Genomic DNA, 18,765 nt, shown 5'->3' on the forward strand with positions numbered 1-18,765 from the left:
TTCCTGGCCTACTACAACGCCCGCAGGCCTCACTCGGCACTGGGCTACAAGCCTCCAGCATCCCGGCTCTCCGGGAACAACCTATTGCAACTCAACATCTAGATGGCCCCCATGCGCCACCCCTGCGCGGGTCGCTGCCTCCCGAGGGGGCTGATCCGGCCTTGGGGTGGCCCGGCGCCGATCGTCTTTCTTCGCGTGTTGCCAGCGCCGGTTGACTCCCTCGCGACAATCGGCCCTTGCCGCGCCGCACAATCTTTCTAAAATCGCACGACCGTTCTTTTTTGAACCGTTTTCGCTTCACCCGAGGAGATTCCATGACCGCTGAGTACCAGGTCCACGGCGATGTGGCCGTCATCACGCTGAACAACCCGCCGGTCAACGGTCTGGGGCTGTCCACCCGCCAGGCCATCGTCGATGGGCTGGAGAAGGCCGAGAACGATCCGGCCGTCAAAGCCGTCGTGCTCACCGGCGCCGGCAAGGCCTTTTCGGGCGGCGCCGACATCCGCGAATTCGGCACCCCCAAGGCCATCCAGGAGCCCAACCTCCTGTCGGTGATCACCCGGGTGGAAAACACCACCAAACCCGTCGTCGCGGCCGTGCACAGCGTGGCCATGGGTGGTGGGCTGGAACTGGCGCTGGGCGCGCACTACCGCATTGCCGCGCCGGGCACCAACGTGGCCCTGCCGGAAGTCAAGCTGGGCCTGATCCCTGGCGCCGGCGGCACGCAGCGCCTGCCGCGCGTGCTGGGCGTGGAAGCCGCGCTGAACATGATCGTCAGCGGTGAGCCGGTCAAGAGCGAGATGCTGGCCCAGTTGCCCGGCCAGAAGCTGTTCGACAAGCTGGCCGCTTCGGCCGAAACCCTGGCCGAGGAAGCCCTGGCGTTCGCCCGTGACATGGCGGCCAAGCACGCCGACGGTTCCGCCTTCCCGCTGGTGCGCAACCTGCCCTGCAAGCACAAGGACGGCGACGCCTACTTCCAGTTCGCGCGCAACATGGTCAAGGGCATGAGCAAGAACTTCCCGGCGCCCGCCAAGTGCGTGGACGCCGTCGAAGCCGCGACCAAGAAGAAGTTTGCCGAAGGCATGGCTTTCGAGCGCGAGATCTTCATCAACCTGATGTGGACCGCCGAGTGCCGCGCGCTGCGCCACCTGTTCACCGCCGAGCGCGCCGCGAGCAAGATTCCCGACGTGCCCGAAGACACGCCGCAGCGCAAGATCGAGAAGGTTGCCGTCATCGGCGCCGGCACCATGGGTGGCGGCATCGCCATGAACTTCCTCAACGCCGGCATCCCCGTGATCATGCTGGAGATGAAGCAGGAAGCGCTGGACCGTGGCACCGGCGTGATGCGCAAGAACTACGAGGCGCAGGTCAAGAAGGGCAAGCTCAAGCAGGACAAATACGAGCAGCGCATGGCGCTGCTGAGCACCACGCTGAGCTACGACGACCTCAAGGACGCCGACCTCGTGATCGAGGCGGTGTTCGAGGAACTGGGCGTCAAAGAAGCGGTGTTCAAGGAGCTCGACCGCGTGATGAAGCCCGGTGCCATCCTGGCGTCCAACACCTCGACGCTCGACGTCAACAAGATCGCCCACTTCACGAAGCGTCCGCAGGACGTGGTCGGCCTGCATTTCTTCAGTCCGGCCAACGTGATGAAGCTGCTGGAAGTGGTGCGCGGTGACGCGACCGCCAAGGACGTGATGGCCACGGTGATGACGGTGGCCAAGAAGATCAAGAAGGTGGCCGTGGTGTCGGGCGTGTGCGACGGCTTCATCGGCAACCGCATGATCGAACAGTACGGCCGCCAGGGCGGTTTCCTGCTCGACGAAGGCTGCACCCCGGCCCAGGTGGACAAGGCGATCGAGAAGTTCGGTTTCGCCATGGGCCCGTTCCGCATGGGCGACCTGGCTGGCAACGACATCGGCTGGGCGATCCGCAAGCGCCGCTACCAGGAAAAGCCTGACATGAAGTACAGCAAGACCGCCGACCTGCTGTGCGAACTCGGCCGCTTCGGCCAGAAGGTGGGCAAGGGCTGGTACGACTACGTGCCGGGCAAGCGCGACGCCATCCCGAACGCCGAGGTCGAGCAGATGATTGTCGAGCACCGCAAGGCGCAGGGCATCACGCCGCGCAAGATCTCCGACGAAGAGATCGTGCAGCGCCTGGTGTTCTCGCTGGTGAACGAAGCCGCACACATCCTGGAAGAGGGCATCGCCAACAAGGCCAGCGACATCGACGTGGTCTACATCTTCGGCTACGGCTTCCCGGTGCACCGTGGCGGCCCGCTGAACTACGCCAACGAGGTGGGCCTGTTCAACGTGGTCCAGGCCATGAAGCGCTTTGCCAAGAACCCGCTGGACGACGCCAAGTTCTGGGAGCCCGCGCCGCTGCTCGCCAGGCTCGCCGCCGAAGGCAAAACGTTCTGATGACCGCACGCACACCGAATTGAGGAACCCATCATGACCAACGCCGTCATCGTTTCCACCGCCCGCACGCCCCTGACCAAGAGCTGGAAGGGCGCCTTCAACATGACCCACGGCGCCACGCTCGGTGGCCACGCGGTGCAGCACGCCGTGCAGCGCGCCGGCATCGACGCCGCCGAAGTCGAAGACGTGATCATGGGCTGCGCCAACCCCGAAGGCGCGACCGGCGCCAACATCGCGCGCCAGATCGCGCTCAAGGCCGGCTTGCCCATCACCGTCTCGGGCATGACCGTCAACCGCTTCTGCTCCTCGGGCCTGCAGACCATCGCCCTGGCCGCGCAGCGCATCATCGCGGGCGAAGGCTCGGTGTACGTGGCCGGCGGCGTGGAAAGCATCTCCTGCGTGCAGCAGGAAATGAACGTGCACATGCTCAAGGACCTCGCGCTGGAGAAGATCAAGCCCGAGATCTACTGGAACATGCTGCAGACCGCGGAGCAGGTGGCCAAGCGCTACAACATCTCCCGCGACGCCATGGACGAGTACGGCGCCGCCAGCCAACAACGGGCCACGGCCGCGCTGGAAGCCGGTCTGTTCAAGGCCGAGATCGCGCCCATCACCGTGACCGCCGGCGTGGCCGACAAGGTCATGGGCCTGATGACCAAGCAGGTCACGGTCGAGAACGATGAAGGCATTCGCGCCGGCACCACCAAAGAGGGCATCGCCGGCCTGCGCTCGGCGCTGCCCGGTGGCCTGGTCACGGCGGGCAACGCCAGCCAGTTCAGCGATGGCGCCGGCGCCTGCGTGCTGATGGACGAAACCCTGGCCGAGAAGAAGGGCCTGCAGGCGCTGGGCCGCTTCCTGGGTTTTGCCGTCGCCGGGTGCGAACCCGACGAAATGGGCATCGGCCCGGTCTTCGCGATCCCCAAGGTGCTGTCGCGCCTGGGCCTGAAGATCAGCGACATCGACCTGTGGGAACTCAACGAAGCCTTCGCCGTGCAGGTGCTGTACTGCCGCGACAAGCTGGGCATTCCGGCCGATCGCCTGAACGTCAACGGTGGCGCCATCGCTGTGGGGCACCCCTATGGCGTGTCGGGTCAGCGCCTGACCGGCCACGCCCTGATCGAAGGCAAGCGCCGCGGCGCCAAGCGCGTGTGCGTGACCATGTGCATCGGCGGCGGCATGGGCGCGGCCGGGGTTTTCGAGGTGTTGTAAGCATATCGGGCATCCCGCTCGCGTTGCTGTTGCCTATCTTCCCGTCACTCCCGCGAACGCGGGAGTCCAGTGGCTCAACGTCAGCTGTGCCTGGATGCCCGCGTTCGCGGGCATGACGGGTTTGTTACCCGACTAGGATGGACCGTCATGAGCCTGCGCCCCACCCTCGACTTCCTGCTTTACGACTGGCTGGGCGCCGAACGCCTGAACCAGCGCGAGCGTTTTGCCGACCACAACCGCGAAACCTTCGACGCGGTGCTCGACACCTGCGAGCGCATCGCGCGCGAAAAATTCGCGCCTTTCAACCGCCTGGTGGACACGCAGGAGCCGCAGTTCGACGGCGAAAAGGTCATCCTGCCGCAGGCGACCCACGACGCGCGCCTGGCCTATGCCGAATCGGGCATGCTGAGCGCCGCACAGGATGACGACATCGGCGGCATGCAACTGCCGTTTCTGGTCGAGTCTGCGGCCAACACCTTCTTTGCCAAAGCCTCGATCAGCATCGGCTCCAACCTGCTGACCACGGGCAATGCCAACCTGCTGATGGCGCACGGTACCGAGTTGCAGAAGCAGGTGTTCGCGCTCAACGAGTTCAACGGCCGCTTCACCGGCACCATGTGCCTGTCGGAGCCGCAGGCCGGCTCCAGCCTGAGCGACGTGGTCACGCGCGCCGTGCCCGATGGCGACGGCCATGAAACCGATCCGCTCGGGCCGCGCTACCGCCTCACCGGCAACAAGATGTGGATCTCCTCGGGCGACCACGAACTGGCCGAGAACATCGTGCACCTGGTGCTGGCCAAGATCCCGGGCGCCGACGGCAAGCCGGTGCCGGGTGTCAAGGGCATTTCGCTGTTCATCGTGCCCAAGCACCTGGTGGACACCGACGGTCGGCTCACCGGCGAGCGCAACGACGTGGCCCTGGCCGGTCTGAACCACAAGCTGGGCTGGCGCGGCACCACCAACACGCTGCTGAACTTCGGCGAAGGCAAGTACCCGGTGCGCGGCGGCGCGGGCGCCATCGGTTACCTCGTGGGCAAGCCCGGCGAGGGCCTGCGCTGCATGTTCCACATGATGAACGAGGCCCGCATTGCCATCGGCATGGCGGCCACGATGCTGGGGTACGCGGGCTATGAGGCCAGCCTCGACTACGCGAAGAACCGGCCGCAGGGCCGGCCCATGGGTGCGGCCGGCAAAGACCCGGCCCAGCCGCAGGTGCGCATCATCGAACACGCCGACGTCAAGCGCATGCTGCTGGCCCAGAAGAGCTACAGCGAAGGCGCGCTGGCGCTGGCGCTGTACGGGGCGCGCCTGATCGACGAGCAGCACACCGGCACGCCCGAAGCGGCTGACGAAGCGCGCCTGCTGCTGGAAGTGCTCACGCCCATCATCAAGAGCTGGCCCAGCGAGTTCTGCCTGGAAGCCAATTCGCTGGCGATCCAGATCCACGGCGGCTACGGCTATACGCGCGACTTTGCGGTCGAGCAGTACTGGCGCGACAACCGGCTGAACATGATCCACGAGGGCACGCACGGCATCCAGGCCATGGACCTGCTGGGTCGCAAGGTGCTGATGGAAAACGGCCGCGGTCTGCAGCTGCTGGCGGCCCGCATCAACGCCACCATCGAGCGCGCCATCCAGGTGCCCGATCTGGCGGCCCACGCCAACGCGCTGGGCCAGGCTTTGCAGGCCGTGGGTGCGGCCACCAAAGCCGCCTGGGCCACGGCCAACCCGACCGAGGCGCTGGCCAATGCCGTGCCCTACATGCAGGCCTTCGGCCACACGGTGCTGGCCTGGGTCTGGCTCGACGTGGCCCTGGTCGCGCACGCGGCGGCGGCGTCGCCTGCGCGTCAGGGCCGGCTGGCGGCCGCGCGCTATTTCTTTCACTATGAGCTGCCGCGCATCGGGGCCTGGCTCCAGGTCGTGCGCGAACGCGATCTGACCTGCGCCGAGTTGCCCGACGACGCTTTCTGACGAATCCAAGGAGACACCTGACATGACCCGCACCATCCAGCAACTTTTCGACCTCAAGGGCAAGACCGCCCTCGTGACCGGCGGCTCGCGCGGTCTGGGCCTGCAGATGGCCCACGCGCTGGGTGAAGCCGGCGCCCGCGTGGTGATCAGCTCGCGCAAGGCCGCCGACCTCGAAGCCGCCACCGCCGAGTTGCAGGCCGCCGGCATCGACGCCCGCTGGATCGCCGCCGACTGCCAGGACGAAACCCAGATCAAGCACCTGGCCGACGAGACCCTGCAGCGCGTGGGCGACGTGGACATCCTGGTCAACAACGCAGGCGCCGCCTGGGGCGCGCCGGCCGAAGACCACCCTGTCGACGCCTGGGACAAGGTGATGGACCTGAACGTGCGCAGCTACTTCATCCTGAGCCAGCTCATCGCCAAGGGCAGCATGATCCCGCGCCGCACGGGCAGCATCATCAACACCGCGTCCATCGCGGGCCTGGGTGGCAACCCCAAGGGCATGAAGACCATCGCCTACAACACGTCCAAGGGTGCTGTGATCAATTTCACGCGCGCGCTGGCGGCCGAGTGGGGTGCCCACGGCATTCGCGTGAACGCGATCTGCCCGGGCTTCTTCCCCAGCAAGATGACGGTCGGCACGCTCAAGGCCATGGGCGAGGACAAGCTGGCGGCCAACGCCCCGCTGGGCCGCCTGGGCGACGACGAAGACCTCAAGGGCATCACCCTGCTGTACGCGGCCGACGCCGGCAAGCACATCACCGGCCAGTGGCTGGCGGTGGACGGTGGGGTGAGCATCATCACCGGGGGGTGATCGAGGGCTCCCCCCTGCGCCGCCGGAGGCGGCTTCCCCCCTCTGTGGCGCGGCTGCGCCGCTTCGAAGGGGGACGGTATCTCGGGCCGGCAAAGCCGGACCCTTGATACCCTGCGACGAAGACATTGCGCGCCATCGGTTGTATCGTCCACCCATGAAATTTGAAGTCCGTATTCCTTTTGTCGAACTCCTGGGTTTTGAGCTGCTGAAGTTCGGGGAGGGCGAGGCAGAGATCCGCTTCCGGCCCTCTGACGACCACCTCAATTCCTTCAGCGTGGTCCATGGCGGGGCCAGCATGACCCTGCTCGACGTGGTGATGGCGCACGCGGCGCGGTCTGTGGAGGCTTCCATGGGCTGCGTCACGATCGAGATGAAGACCAGCTTCACCCGCGCGGCCCAGGGCGAGCTGATCGCCAAGGGGGCGCTGCTGCACCGCACGGCCACCATGGCCTTCACCGAAGGCCGGGTGCTCGACGCCCAGGGCCGGCTGTGCGCCCATGCCACCGGCACCTTCAAGTACGTGCCGCGCCTGCCTGTGGGGGGCAAGGCCACCCAGCCCCTGAACACCATCCAGACCGATTGATCCTGCTGCCTGTCGGCAGCTTTCACACACCGGAGACAAGACCATGCCCACCAACCGCCAGATCCTGCTCGACAACCGCCCCCAGGGCGAAGCCACCACCGCCAACTTCAAGCTCGTCAGCGTGGACACCCCCGCGCTGCAGCCTCAGGAGGTGCTGGTGCGCCACCACTACCTGAGTCTCGACCCCTACATGCGCGGCCGCATGAACGACAGCAAAAGCTACGCCGCGTCGCAGCCGCTGGGCGAGGTGATGATCGGCGGCACCGTGGGCGAAGTGGTCGAATCGCAGCACCCCAGGTACCAGCCCGGCGACAAGGTCGTCGGCATGGGTGGCTGGCAGGAATACAGCGTGGTCGACGCCTCGCAACCCGGCGCGCTGCGCAAGGTCGACACCGCCCAGGTGCCGCTGTCGTACTACCTGGGCGCGGTCGGCATGCCCGGCGTGACCGCCTGGTACGGGCTGGTGAAGATCATTGCGCCCAAGGCCGGTGACACCGTGGTGGTGAGCGCGGCCACAGGGGCCGTGGGCAGCGCCTTCGGCGCGCTGGCCAAGGCGCGCGGCTGCCACGTGGTGGGCATTGCCGGTGGCGCCGAGAAGTGCCAGTACGCGGTGCAGGAGCTGGGCTTCGACGCCTGCGTCGACTACCGCCCGCACAAGGACATGTACTCGCTGGCCAAAGCGCTCAAGGAAGTGGCGCCCAAGGGCATCGACGGCTACTTTGAAAACGTCGGCGGCATGGTCATGGACGCGGTGATGCTGCGCATGAACGCCTTCGGCCGCATCGCCCTGTGCGGCATGATCGCCGGCTACGACGGCCAGCCCCTGCCGATGGCCAACCCGGCGCTGATGCTGATCAACCGCCTCAAGGTGGAAGGCTTCATCGTCAGCGAACACATGGAAGTCTGGCCCGAGGCGCTGGCCGAACTGGCCGGTCTGGTGGCGCAGGGCAAGCTGCGTCCGCGCGAAACCATCTCGCAAGGCATCGAGTCCGCGCCCGAAGCTTTCCTGGGCCTGCTCAAGGGCAAGAATTTCGGCAAGCAACTGGTCAAGCTGGTCTGAACGGCCTAGCCGCGTAGTGCCCCTGACGGAGGTTCCATGTCCGAGCTGATCCTGCACCACTACCCCATGTCGCCGTTCGCCGAGAAGGCGCGGCTGATGCTGGGCTTCAAGGGCCTGGCCTGGCACAGCGTGTTCATTCCCAGCGTCATGCCCAAGCCCGACGTGGTCGCGCTCACCGGGGGCTACCGGCGCACGCCGCTGCTGCAGATCGGGGCCGATATCTGGTGCGACACCGCGCTCATCGCCACCGTGCTGGAGCACCGCCAGCCCGCGCCGGCGCTGTACCCGGCGGCGCTCAAAGGGCTGGCGCGCGTGGTGGCCGAATGGGCCGACAGCGACCTGTTCTGGGCCGCCATGGGCCACAACCTGAGCCCGAAGGGCGCGGCCGCACTGTTCGGCAGCCAGCCGCCCGCCGTGGGCCAGGCCTTTGCCGCCGACCGCGGCGCCATGAGCGCGGGCATGACCCGGCTGCGTCCGGGCGACGCCGTCTCGGCCTACCGCAGCTATCTGCGCCGCCTGGCGCACATGCTGCACGACCAGCCTTTCCTACTCGGCGACGCGCCCTGTATCGCCGACTTCGCCGTCTACCACCCGCTGTGGTTCACCCGCGTGGTGAACCCGGCGGTGGCAGGCATCCTCGACGCCACGCCCGGCGTGCTGGCCTGGATGGACCGCATGGCCGCACTGGGCCACGGCCAGGCCGCCAAGATGAGCGCGGCCGACGCCATCGCCGTGGCCGCCGCGGCCGAACCCGCGCCGCTGCCCGACGAGGCCTTCCAGGACGACCACGGCATTCCCCTGGGCAGCCTGGTCACGGTGTCGGCGCAGAGCTTCGGCCAGGAACCGACCGAAGGCATCCTGCGCGCGGCCACCCGCACCCACTACACGCTGGAGCGCACCGACGAGCGCGCCGGGCGCGTGCACGTGCACTTCCCGCGCATCGGCTACGTGCTGCGCGCGGTGCGCCCGGAAGGCCGCGCTTGAGCGGACGCACCGTGCTGGCGCCGGCAGACGGCATCGTCTGGCGCTGCCTGCCGTTTTCCGCGCTGGCCGCCGACACGCTTTACCGCTTGCTGCGCCTGCGCTCCGAGGTCTTCGTGGTGGAACAGCAATGCGTGTTCCTCGACATGGACGACCTCGACGCCCACTGCCTGCACCTGCTGGGGGAGTCGGTGGACGGCAGCGGCCGGGTGCAACTGCAAGCGTCCGTGCGGCTGGTGCCTGCGGGGCGGGCGTTTGCCGAAGCCAGCATCGGCCGGGTGGTGACGGCCCCGGCGGCGCGCGGCGGTGGCCTCGGGCACCGGCTCATGGCCGAAGCGGTGCGCCAGCTCGAAGCCCTCTGGGGGCCGCAGCCCATCCGCATCGGCGCGCAGGCGCATCTGGAAGCGTTCTACCAGCGGCACGGCTTCGTGTCCGATGACAAGCCCTATGTCGAAGACGGCATCCCGCATCTGGAGATGCTGCGCCGCTGACCCCTCATCACCCAGGCAACAAGGAGACTTTTCATGATCACGGATTTCCAGGGCAAGACCGCCGTTCTCACCGGCGCCGGCTCGGGCTTCGGCCTCGAATGCGCGCGCATCGGTGCCGGGCTGGGCATGAACCTCGTGCTGGTCGACGTCCAGCAGGACGCGCTCGACAAGGCCCAGGCCGAGCTGGAGGCCACGGGTGCGGCCGTGCTGGCGCGCAAGGTTGATGTGGCCGACGCCGCGCAGATGGAGGCCCTGGCGCAAGCGGTGAAAGCGCGCTTTGGCGCCCCGCATTTCGTCTTCAACAACGCGGGCGTGGGCTCGGGCGGCCTGATCTGGGAAAACTCCGTGCGCGACTGGGAATGGGTGCTGGGTGTGAACGTCTGGGGCGTGATCCACGGCGTGCGCCTGTTCACGCCGATGATGCTCGAAGCCGCGGCGGCCGATCCGGCGTACCAGGGCCACATCGTCAACACCGCCAGCATGGCCGGCCTGCTGACCCCGCCCAACATGGGCGTCTACAACGTCAGCAAGCACGCGGTGGTGAGCCTGAGCGAAACCCTGTACCAGGACCTGCGCCTGGTGACCGACCAGATCGGCGCCAGCGTGCTGTGCCCATACTTTGTGGCCACCGGCATCAGCCAGAGCCACCGCAACAAGCCCGGCGATCTGGCCGGCGAAAAACCCACACCCAGCCAACTCATCGGCCAGGCCATGACCGAAAAGGCGACCTCGGCCGGCAAGGTGACGGCGGCGGAGGTGGCGCAGCGCGTGTTCCAGGCGCTGCGCGACGACCAGTTCTACATCTACAGCCATCCCAAGGCGCTGGGCAACGCGCAGTCGCGCTTTGACGCCATCGTGGCGGGCACCAACCCGCCCGACCCATTTGCCGAGCGGCCGGAGGTGGGTGTCGGCCTGCGCCAGGCGCTGCGCGCCGGCTAACACCGCGCCCCGGTTTCTGCCGGTCGCGGCCTGAACGCACCCCGGTTGCGCGGGGTTGCCCGGCAGGGCCGTGTCGCGGTGCGCGCGAGCCGCGACAATACGTGGGATGCTTTCCCGTTATCTGAAAATGGCCCTCGTATTGGGCCTGCTCTCCGCCATCGGCCCGTTCGCCATCGACATGTACCTGCCCGCGCTGCCCGACATCGGCCGCAGCCTGGGTGCCGAGGTGGGCGCCGTGCAGCTCACGCTGACCGCCTTCTTCCTTTCCATCGGCCTGGGCCAGTTGCTCTACGGCCCGGTGTCCGACCGTTTCGGGCGCAAGCCGCCGCTGTACTTCGGGCTCGGTCTGTTCACGCTGGCCAGCATCGGCTGCGCGCTGGCCACCGACGTGCACACCCTGGTGGTCCTGCGCTTCCTGCAAGGCCTGGGGGCCGCTGCCGGCATGGCGATTCCGCGCGCCATCGTGCGCGACCTGCACACCGGTGCCGACGCCGCGCGGCTGATGGCGCTGCTCATGCTGGTGTTCAGCGTCTCGCCCATCCTGGCCCCGCTGGCCGGCAGCGCGGTGATCGCGCTCACCGGCTGGCGCGGCGTGTTCTGGGCCGTGGCGGTGGCCGCCGTGGCCGGTTTGCTGCTGGTGCGCGGCGCGCTGAGCGAAACGCGCACGCCGGCCGACCGTGTCGGCGGCAGCCCGGGCGAGGTGCTGCGCGCCTACGCGCTGCTGCTGCGTGACCGGCACTACATGGGGCTGGTGCTGATCGGCGCGCTCGCCATGTCGGGCTTCTTCGTCTACCTGGCCGGCTCGCCCTTCGTGCTGATCAACCACTACGGCCTGTCGCCCACCGAATACAGCCTGGCCTTTTCGCTCAACGCGCTGGCCTTCATCGGCGCGGCGCAGTTCACCGGCTGGCTGGGGCGGCGCTTTGGCCTGGCGGCGCTGGCGCGCGTGGCGGCCACCGCCTCGGGCGTGGTGATGGCGCTGCTGCTGGCCTACTACCTGGCCGGGGGTGACCGGCTGGCCGTGCTGATGACGCTGTACTTCATCGCCAGCGCCTTCATGGGGCTGGTGATTCCCACGGTGTCGGTGCTGGCGCTGGAAGAGCACGGCGCACTGGCGGGCACGGCGTCGGCCCTCATGGGCACGCTGCAGATGCTGTGCGGCGCGGTCGCCATGGGCGTGGTCGGCCTGTTTGCCAACGGCGAGCCCTTGCCCATGGTGATCGGCATGGCGGTGGGCGCGCTGTCTGGCGTGGCGCTGGCCTGGGGCACCCTGGGCGGGCAGCGGCCGGCGCCCGCCGTGCAGCGGGTGCGCGGATGACCGCACCCGAAGGCGCCGACGGCCTGCCCCCCGCGCAGCGTTGGCGCGCCGTGCTGGTGCTGGTGCTCGGCCTGGTGCTGGCCGTCATCGACACCAGCATCGTCAACATGGCGCTGCCTGCCATCGCGCGCGAGATGCAGGCCCCGGCCTCGCAGGCCATCTGGGTCGTCAACGCCTACCAGATCGCGGTGCTGGTGATGCTGCTGCCGCTGGCCTCGCTGGGCGACCGGCTGGGTTACCGCCGCGTCTACCTCGTCGGCATGGTGCTGTTCGTGCTCGCCTCGCTCGCGGCGGCGCTGGCCACCAGCGTGGTCACGCTGGCGCTGGCGCGCGGTGTGCAGGGGCTGGGCGCCGCCGGGGTGCTGAGCGTGAACACCGCGCTGGTGCGGCTGGTGTACCCGCGCCACCGGCTCGGCCGTGGCATCGCGCTCAATTCCATGGTGGTGGCCGCGTCGACCATGGCCGGCCCGGCGGTGGCGGCGGGCATTTTGTCGGTGGCTTCGTGGCCCTGGCTGTTCGTGATCAACCTGCCGCTGGGCGCCATCACCGTCTGGCTCGGGCGCCGGGCGCTGCCGGCCAACCCGCCGCCGGCCGGCGACCAGGGCCGCATCGCGCCGCTGGATGTGGTGCTCAACGTGCTGATGTTCGCGCTGCTGTTCCTGGCGGTCGAACAGCTCGGTGTGCGCGGCTCGGCACCGGGTGCGCCGCCGCTGCGCGGCTGGGTGCTGCTGGCGGCCGGCGCGCTGGTGGGCGTGGTCTACCTGCGCCGCCAGGCCCGGCAGGCCGCGCCGCTGCTGGCCGTGGACCTGCTGCGCCTGCCGGTGTTCGCGTTGTCCATGCTGTCGTCCATCGGCGCCTTCAGCGCCCAGATGCTGGGCTCGCTGGCGCTGCCCTTCCTGCTGCTCGAAGTGCAGGGCCGTTCGCCCATGGACGCCGGGTTGCTGCTGACCAGCTGGCCCATCGCCACCGTGCTGGTGGCGCCGGTGGCCGGGCGCCTGATCGGGCGCTTTCCGGCCGGCTGGCTGGGCGGCGCCGGCATGGTGATCTTTGCCGCCGGCCTGATGCTCATGGCTGCGCTGCCGGCCGACGCCAGCGGCGCCCAGCTGTTCTGGCGCATGGCGCTGTGCGGCGGCGGCTTTGCGCTGTTTCAGGCGCCCAACAACCACACCATCGTCACCACCGCCCCGCTGCACCGCAGCGGCGCCGCCAGTGGCATGCTGGGCACGGCGCGCCAGACCGGGCAGATCCTGGGGGCGGTGTTGCTGGCGGCGATCTTCTCGATCTGGCCACAGCACGACGGCTTCAGCGAATCGGTCGCGCTCTGGGTGGCCGGTGGGCTGGCGCTGCTGGCCGGGGTCAGCAGCTCGCTGCGTGTGCGCGCCGGTGGCGGGCCCGACGCCGGGGGCTCAGGCGCCGGGCCGCTGCGCCAGGTGGGCTGACACGCCCTCGGCCAGCGCCCGCGCCGACAGCGGCGCGCAGCCCTCAGCCTTGTTGCTGATGGTGATGTAGGCGTTCTGCCCGGCGCCGGTGATGCCGCAGGCCGTGCGCACCAGCAGGGCCCGCGTGTCGGCGTCCACGTCGTGGATGCGGTCGTACGGGCCGTATTCGCGCTGCGCGTCTTCGTAGCCGTAGGCGCCGTGCAGCGGGTTCAGGTTCCAGCGGCAGACCATCGGCCCGGGCCAGAGCGCGCGCAGCAGCGGCAACTGCTCGGCCAGGCGCGGCATCTTGGCGTGCAGGCCCAGGCAGTAGGTGGCACCGGTCTCCTTGAGCACGGCCGCCAGTTGCGGCGCCACGGTGGGCGAGAGCCATTCCGGGTCGCGCACCTCCACCGCCACCACGCCGTCGGGCGTGGCACTGCGCACATCGGGCAGCGCGCGCAGCATCGTGCGCAACCGCTCCAGCAGCAGCGGCAGGCGCTGCAACTGCACAAACGGCAGCGGGCTGAGCTGGAACACCAGCGCGCCCACCTTGTCGCCCAGGCCGGCCAGCGCCGGGGTGATGAATTCGCTGACGGCCAGCGCCGGGTCCAGAAACGCCGGGTTGGGCTGGCGGCCCTTGCCGTCCTCGCCGCGCACCTGCGCGTCGGTCACCAGTGCCGGCGCCTTGACCACGAAGCGGAAGTCGTCGGGCACCTGGGCCGCGTAGCGCTCGAACTGCGCTTCGGTCAGCGGGCGGTAGAAACTGCGGTCGATGCAGACGCTGCGCAGCAGCGGGTGCTGGCCGTAGGCGGTGAGGCCGTGTTTGGACAGCGTGGCGTCGGTGTAAGGGTGGTCGTCCCACACGATGCCGGCCCAGCCCGGGTAGCTCCACGACGAACTGCCCAGCCGCAGCCGTGCGGGCAGGGCGGTCGCCAGCGCCGCCAGCTCGGGGCCGTGCGCGGCGGGCCGCACATCGTCCGCCCGGCGCCGACGCGGCACGGGGCTTTCGCTGGCCGGGGCGTCGGGTTTGCCGGGTGGCGTGGGCGGGGGCGGCGGCGCGGCGTCGCCGAACAGGTCGTCTTGCATCGGGCGTTGAGGGCGGTTCGGGCGATGGTAGCGGGCCGGCGACGCCCCACAGACGCCCCCATGAACGATGATGCGGGCTCACCCACCTCTACCCACCGTCACCCCCACAGCAGACCGGAGCGCCATCTGGATGACCCCCCTGGACCACGGCAGCGGCCACACCCTGTTTGACACCACGCTGGGCCCCTGCGGCATCGCCTGGGGGCCGGTGGGCATCACCGCCGTGCAGTTGCCCGAGCTGATGCCCGAGGGCACGCGGGCGCGGCTGCTGCGCAGCCTGCCCCGGCCGGTGCCCGAAGCCGTGCCACCCCCGGCGGTGCAAGCCGCCATCAGCGGCGTGCAGGCCCTGCTGGCCGGCCGCGCGACCGGCACCACGGCCGACCTGCGCCACCTGGTGCTCGACATGTCGCGCCTGTCCGCCTTCCACCAGCGGGTTTACGAGCGCACCCGCGCCATCCCGCCCGGCCAGGTGCTGACCTACGGCGAACTGGCGGCCGAGCTGGGCGACAAAGGCCTGGCCCGCGCCATTGGCCAGGCACTGGGCGCCAACCCCTTCGCGCCCGTGGTGCCCTGCCACCGTGTGCTGGCGGCGGGCGGCAAAGCGGGCGGGTTTTCCGCCATGGGCGGCGCTGTGACCAAGTGGCGGATGCTGGAGACGGAGGGCTATCGGCCGGGTGGGGACGCGTCGCTGTTCGATTGAACGCTGTTACCGCTTTCAAACGCTGCGCGCACCGCGCTGACCAGCCGCTCGTGCACACCATAGTGCGCGCCGCCTTCTTCAAAAATCGCCGGCAGCTCCTGCCGCAGCTTGCCGCTGACCACCCACTGGCTCTGGTGAAGCGAACGGATGATGCGGTCCGCGTCGGCGTCCGGCATCTCCACCCAGCGCTTGATGGCGGTGCGCGCCGCGTCGTGCTGTCGCAGTAACAGCGCCTCCTGCGCCATCTCGTGCTCCACCGTCTGGCGCAGCAGCTCGCTCAGGTAGCGCGTGTGCGCGGTCAGGTCCAGATAGCGCCAGACGTGCTGCGCGTCGTCGGCCTGCAGGAACTCGAAGTTCGTCTCCACCCTGTCGGCGCACACCCGTTGCTGCCCGAAGCGGTAGCCGTCGGCATAGGCCTGCATGAACGGGCGGGACACCACTTCCAGCACCTGGTCGTACTGCGCCCGGCCTTTGGCCGAACCAGCAATCGTGGCCGACACCGGCACCACGATGCTCGGCGGCACCACCTGGTCCGCCGCCAGCAAATGGTTCACCAGAAAGCGGTGCACTCGCCCGTTGCCGTCGGCCAGCGGGTGCAGATAGACAAACGCGAACGACACCGCCGCCGCCCGCGCCACGCTGTTCGCGCCCCGCGTGCGCCGCTCGGTCAGCCGCAACGCGTCCAGCATGCCGGGCACCATGTCTTCGCCCGGCGCGATGTAGTGCACCAACTGCGCGCGAAAACTGCTCTGCCCCACGAATATCGGTGACTGCCGGATGCCCACGCGCAGCGCGCGCGGCCCCAGCACCGCATGCTGCAAGGTCAGCAGGTGCTCGGGCGACATGGGGTCGTCCAGCCGGCCGCTGAACTCGCCGATGGCCGCGGCAAAGCGGCGCACCTTGTCGTCCTGGTCGGCCTCGTGCTCCACGGCAAAGCTTGCGCGCGACTCTTTGAAGGTCAGCCAGGCCGCGCTGCGCAGCAGCTCCAGGCCATAGGTGTCGTCCAGCCGCTGCACACCGGCCGCCACGTCGTACAACCAGCCGCGCTCGGCCTCCGGCCCCAGGTAGACCAGCGGGCAGAACGCCGGCGAGCCGGGCAGGTTGTCGTTGACGCGCCAGCGCCGCACCCGCTCGGGCCGAGGCGCGGCAAGGTACTGCCCGCCGTCGATCGCGTCGACATAGCCCATGTTGGCCGCCGTGTCGGGCACATCCAGCCGCCGCCCGGTGAACCACTCATACAAAAAAGCGGTGCGGCGCGCGTAGCGGCCTGTGGGTTCGTCCCGCACCCAGGCCGCCACCTCGGCCGGGTCCAGCACGGAAAACAGGCGCGAGAAGAACTCGAAGTGCAGCCGCTCGTACTTCAGCCCGAACTCGAAATGCCCCAGGAAATTGTCGGCCGGCTGGTACTGGGCCGGCCAGGTCAGCACCTCGTGGCCGTCGACCACCTCGCGCTGACGCACGGCCCCCAGGCGGCTGCGGCTGTACAGAGGCTGCACGTGGCGGATGCTGTGGACTTGGGCCAGGCGTTGGAAACCGAGGAGGGTGTCGGCCATGGTGGTATTGGGGTAGAAAACATTCTATTTTGATAGAAAAATCTAGGATTTCTATCAAAATATTAGATTAAGCCTCGACTGACTAAGCTACTGCGCGGGGCTCGCAGTGGGGCTCCAGCAGGTAAGGAAGCTGAACCGGTTGCCAACTTGTGACAAGACGTTGCAGAATGACCGTTCGAACAAACAACAACCAATAACGTTCCAGACCAGAGGGAGGCTATGGTCCATCAACATTCGACATTCCAGCAAAGCAGTCCTAAACCATCAGGCTGCGAGACTTCGGCATTCGAGTTCCCCAAGAAGCTTTCATCCGATTCGCTGTACGGGTGCACGAAAGCACCATGGCTTACGTTCAGGTCGCATTTTTCGAGAAGGAGCTTAAAACGCGTGCTTACGGGGTCGGTGCGACTTAGTATCAATCGGCTCACCTGTGGAACAGGCCACTCAAGTCGGTCGAGATGCTTGGCTTGACAGTTTGATACACAAGCTCGACCAATGAGTTGGATAAATATGAATGAAATATCTATCCAGAAAATATGCATCTACCAAAATGTGGGTGCATGTGGCTTGTGTTTGTGCCATTTTGGTTGAGTATTTGGTTTTACGTATTGTACGTCTAGATGAAAATTAATTTGGTGAGGGCGATTAAATGAGTTTTCGAGACATCGAGTTTGGGCGCACATCCGGTGAGGCAGAAGCTGCAGAGCTTCCGCATCTTGTTGCAGACGGCTACTTTGATGCAGGATTCTTGGAGCCGCTTACGTCTCAGAGGAATTGGCTAGTTCTCGCAAGGAAAGGGGCCGGGAAATCTATTCTTGGGGAAAAAATCAAGCAACTAGTCACGTCGACTGCACCTAGCTCGTCTGTGGCACTCACTCATCTTGCCGATTTTCCATTTAAAACATTCTCTCATCTCATGCCTGCGACGGTTGAGAAGGCTTCGCGTTATCCTGCGTCTTGGTCGTGGCTGCTTTGTCTTCAAATTATTGATTTGCTAAGAGGAAATTCTGAGGCGAATAAGCCGATCAATGTCAATGCTAATGGGGCGATCGAGCAACTGGAAGTGCTGGGGTTGTTGCCAACAGCTGATCTGCAAAAGCTTGTGGTTCGTTCTTCAAAATCAGGGTTTAAGGCTCAAATTCCAAAACTCCTTGAGTATTTCAATGAGTCCACTGCGGCAAACACGCCCCTTGATCTGGCATTTCTAAATCTTTTGTCAAATCTCAAAGAGCTGATTGCTGGTTACTCCTTTAATGGCAATCAATTCTTAATCATCGATGGTCTGGATGATATTCTAACCAAGGAGGCTGTGCAGTACGAGACACTTTCCGCACTAATATTTGAAACCTCTCGTCTAAATGCTTTCTTTAAAAGTAAGAGGTTGCCAATTTGGATTGTCGTTTTGTGTCGTACCGATATTTATGAGGTGCTTCCCGGCGCCAACAAGAACAAAATTCGTCAGGACTCTTGTGTGGAGTTGGATTGGTATCCCCCTTCAGGCGATGTTGAGCAATCTAAGCTTCTTGAGTTGGCCAACCTTCGTGGATGTCTATCGCTTAAGCGTGAAATAGATGTGTTTAGAGATTTTTTGCCAGTAACGATGGAGCATGGTATTCCAGTCAAGAAGTATCTAACCGACCTGACGCGCCATACCCCTCGCGACTTCATTGCCTTATTAACTCATATTCAAAGGTTCTCAAGAGGTGCGGTAGTTTCTCGTGCCGAAATCATAGATGGTGCAAAATCGTATTCTGAAAAGTATTTTCTTCCTGAGATTAAGGATGAGCTTGTTGGGTACGTCTCTCCCCGTGAGCTCGAGATTTTTTTGAATGCTGTCGGTGAGATCCATGAGCGTGCTTTCACCATGGAGAAGCTTGAGCAAGTAGCTGTTCCTTTGGGTTTGCAGAAAGCAAAGCTAGATGTATTGATGCATGCGCTTTTTGCCGCGAGCGCAATTGGCATGACATGGCGGGACCGGCATACGCGTCAGAATAAATTCGAGTTCAAATTTCGCAATCCAAACTCTAATTTCAATAGCGGTCGTACTGTTGTTCTGCACAAAGGTTTGTGGAAGGCTTTAAACATTAGTTAAGTTACGCGTGACGGGTTTGTCTGCCAAATAAAGCGGTTGGTTGATTGGCTTTTGGGGATTGGTTTGTTTTTTTTCAGGTATTTCTTGCATATCTTCCGCGATCCATTTGGCGTTCAGGCGGGCCGCT

16 protein-coding genes are annotated in these 18,765 nt (G+C 66.3%); 14 read left to right on the plus strand and 2 right to left on the minus strand.

All coding sequences use genetic code 11. The features are described 5' to 3' along the window. The 12 genes from QQK43_RS17000 to QQK43_RS17055 form a co-directional block, all read left to right on the plus strand. Positions 1 to 102, plus strand: a 102-nt coding sequence (locus tag QQK43_RS17000; RefSeq protein WP_284308720.1) for an integrase core domain-containing protein, incomplete at its 5' end; no start/stop codon positions are given. A 212-nt stretch (positions 103 to 314) separates the two neighbouring features. Then, positions 315 to 2,423, plus strand: a complete 2,109-nt coding sequence (locus QQK43_RS17005; RefSeq protein WP_284308694.1) for a 3-hydroxyacyl-CoA dehydrogenase NAD-binding domain-containing protein — start codon at positions 315 to 317, stop codon at positions 2,421 to 2,423. Between the two features lie 33 nt (positions 2,424 to 2,456). After that, complete coding sequence (locus QQK43_RS17010) at positions 2,457 to 3,632, plus strand: acetyl-CoA C-acyltransferase (protein ID WP_284308695.1); 1,176 nt, start codon at positions 2,457 to 2,459, stop codon at positions 3,630 to 3,632. 147 nt (positions 3,633 to 3,779) lie between these two features. After that, the gene (locus QQK43_RS17015; protein WP_284308696.1) at positions 3,780 to 5,603 is read left to right on the plus strand and encodes an acyl-CoA dehydrogenase; all 1,824 of its coding nucleotides are present in this window, start codon (positions 3,780 to 3,782) and stop codon (positions 5,601 to 5,603) included. Positions 5,604 to 5,625: 22 nt separating this feature from the next. After that, complete coding sequence (locus tag QQK43_RS17020) at positions 5,626 to 6,417, plus strand: SDR family oxidoreductase (protein WP_284308698.1); 792 nt, start codon at positions 5,626 to 5,628, stop codon at positions 6,415 to 6,417. Positions 6,418 to 6,571: 154 nt separating this feature from the next. Further along, positions 6,572 to 7,000 (plus strand): PaaI family thioesterase, encoded by a 429-nt coding sequence (locus QQK43_RS17025; protein WP_234263692.1) that lies wholly within the window; start codon positions 6,572 to 6,574, stop codon positions 6,998 to 7,000. A gap of 43 nt (positions 7,001 to 7,043) precedes the next feature. Further along, a complete protein-coding gene (locus QQK43_RS17030; protein WP_284308700.1) occupies positions 7,044 to 8,060 on the plus strand; it encodes an NADP-dependent oxidoreductase in 1,017 nt (338 codons plus the stop codon). Between the two features lie 36 nt (positions 8,061 to 8,096). Further along, the gene (locus QQK43_RS17035; protein ID WP_284308701.1) at positions 8,097 to 9,044 is read left to right on the plus strand and encodes a glutathione S-transferase family protein; all 948 of its coding nucleotides are present in this window, start codon (positions 8,097 to 8,099) and stop codon (positions 9,042 to 9,044) included. Then, positions 9,041 to 9,532: a GNAT family N-acetyltransferase gene (locus QQK43_RS17040; RefSeq protein WP_284308702.1), complete on the plus strand. Its 492-nt coding sequence runs from the start codon at positions 9,041 to 9,043 to the stop codon at positions 9,530 to 9,532. Before QQK43_RS17035 ends, QQK43_RS17040 begins: the two co-directional genes overlap by 4 nt. Positions 9,533 to 9,565: 33 nt before the next feature. Then, a complete protein-coding gene (locus QQK43_RS17045; RefSeq protein WP_234263688.1) occupies positions 9,566 to 10,471 on the plus strand; it encodes an SDR family oxidoreductase in 906 nt (301 codons plus the stop codon). Between the two features lie 106 nt (positions 10,472 to 10,577). Then, a complete protein-coding gene (locus QQK43_RS17050; RefSeq protein WP_284308704.1) occupies positions 10,578 to 11,789 on the plus strand; it encodes a multidrug effflux MFS transporter in 1,212 nt (403 codons plus the stop codon). Continuing rightward, a complete protein-coding gene (locus QQK43_RS17055; RefSeq protein ID WP_284308705.1) occupies positions 11,786 to 13,228 on the plus strand; it encodes an MFS transporter in 1,443 nt (480 codons plus the stop codon). Before QQK43_RS17050 ends, QQK43_RS17055 begins: the two co-directional genes overlap by 4 nt. Here QQK43_RS17055 and QQK43_RS17060 read toward each other — a convergent pair. Beyond that, the gene (locus QQK43_RS17060) at positions 13,196 to 14,293 is read right to left on the minus strand and encodes a DUF72 domain-containing protein (protein WP_284308706.1); all 1,098 of its coding nucleotides are present in this window, start codon (positions 14,291 to 14,293) and stop codon (positions 13,196 to 13,198) included. The two genes, QQK43_RS17055 and QQK43_RS17060, sit on opposite strands and share 33 nt — an antisense overlap. Before the next feature lie 130 nt (positions 14,294 to 14,423). On the opposite strand from QQK43_RS17060, the gene QQK43_RS17065 reads away from it, so the two are divergent. Beyond that, positions 14,424 to 14,993, plus strand: a complete 570-nt coding sequence (locus QQK43_RS17065) for a methylated-DNA--[protein]-cysteine S-methyltransferase (protein ID WP_284308707.1) — start codon at positions 14,424 to 14,426, stop codon at positions 14,991 to 14,993. On the opposite strand, the gene QQK43_RS17070 is transcribed toward QQK43_RS17065, so the two are convergent. Then, complete coding sequence (locus tag QQK43_RS17070) at positions 14,957 to 16,546, minus strand: Fic family protein (RefSeq protein ID WP_284308708.1); 1,590 nt, start codon at positions 16,544 to 16,546, stop codon at positions 14,957 to 14,959. The genes QQK43_RS17065 and QQK43_RS17070 overlap by 37 nt on opposite strands. A gap of 649 nt (positions 16,547 to 17,195) precedes the next feature. Here QQK43_RS17070 and QQK43_RS17075 point away from each other — a divergent pair. Continuing rightward, positions 17,196 to 18,638 (plus strand): P-loop ATPase, Sll1717 family, encoded by a 1,443-nt coding sequence (locus QQK43_RS17075; protein ID WP_284308709.1) that lies wholly within the window; start codon positions 17,196 to 17,198, stop codon positions 18,636 to 18,638. The last annotated feature ends 127 nt before the right edge of the window (positions 18,639 to 18,765 follow it).

It is taken from the genome of Hydrogenophaga electricum (assembly GCF_030160815.1).
Taxonomy (GTDB): Bacteria; Pseudomonadota; Gammaproteobacteria; order Burkholderiales; family Burkholderiaceae_C; genus Hydrogenophaga; species Hydrogenophaga electricum.

What these genes read in the sequence shown, in the direction of transcription:
- QQK43_RS17005 (WP_284308694.1), top strand. Translation starts at nt 315, where the DNA reads ATGACCGCTGAGTACCAGGTCCACGGCGATGTGGCCGTCATCACGCTG.
- QQK43_RS17010 (WP_284308695.1), top strand. Translation starts at nt 2,457, where the DNA reads ATGACCAACGCCGTCATCGTTTCCACCGCCCGCACGCCCCTGACCAAG.
- QQK43_RS17015 (WP_284308696.1), top strand. Translation starts at nt 3,780, where the DNA reads ATGAGCCTGCGCCCCACCCTCGACTTCCTGCTTTACGACTGGCTGGGC.
- QQK43_RS17020 (WP_284308698.1), top strand. Translation starts at nt 5,626, where the DNA reads ATGACCCGCACCATCCAGCAACTTTTCGACCTCAAGGGCAAGACCGCC.
- QQK43_RS17025 (WP_234263692.1), top strand. Translation starts at nt 6,572, where the DNA reads ATGAAATTTGAAGTCCGTATTCCTTTTGTCGAACTCCTGGGTTTTGAG.
- QQK43_RS17030 (WP_284308700.1), top strand. Translation starts at nt 7,044, where the DNA reads ATGCCCACCAACCGCCAGATCCTGCTCGACAACCGCCCCCAGGGCGAA.
- QQK43_RS17035 (WP_284308701.1), top strand. Translation starts at nt 8,097, where the DNA reads ATGTCCGAGCTGATCCTGCACCACTACCCCATGTCGCCGTTCGCCGAG.
- QQK43_RS17045 (WP_234263688.1), top strand. Translation starts at nt 9,566, where the DNA reads ATGATCACGGATTTCCAGGGCAAGACCGCCGTTCTCACCGGCGCCGGC.
- QQK43_RS17050 (WP_284308704.1), top strand. Translation starts at nt 10,578, where the DNA reads ATGCTTTCCCGTTATCTGAAAATGGCCCTCGTATTGGGCCTGCTCTCC.
- QQK43_RS17055 (WP_284308705.1), top strand. Translation starts at nt 11,786, where the DNA reads ATGACCGCACCCGAAGGCGCCGACGGCCTGCCCCCCGCGCAGCGTTGG.
- QQK43_RS17060 (WP_284308706.1), bottom strand. Translation starts at nt 14,293, where the DNA reads ATGCAAGACGACCTGTTCGGCGACGCCGCGCCGCCGCCCCCGCCCACG.
- QQK43_RS17065 (WP_284308707.1), top strand. Translation starts at nt 14,424, where the DNA reads ATGACCCCCCTGGACCACGGCAGCGGCCACACCCTGTTTGACACCACG.
- QQK43_RS17070 (WP_284308708.1), bottom strand. Translation starts at nt 16,546, where the DNA reads ATGGCCGACACCCTCCTCGGTTTCCAACGCCTGGCCCAAGTCCACAGC.
- QQK43_RS17075 (WP_284308709.1), top strand. Translation starts at nt 17,196, where the DNA reads ATGAGTTTTCGAGACATCGAGTTTGGGCGCACATCCGGTGAGGCAGAA.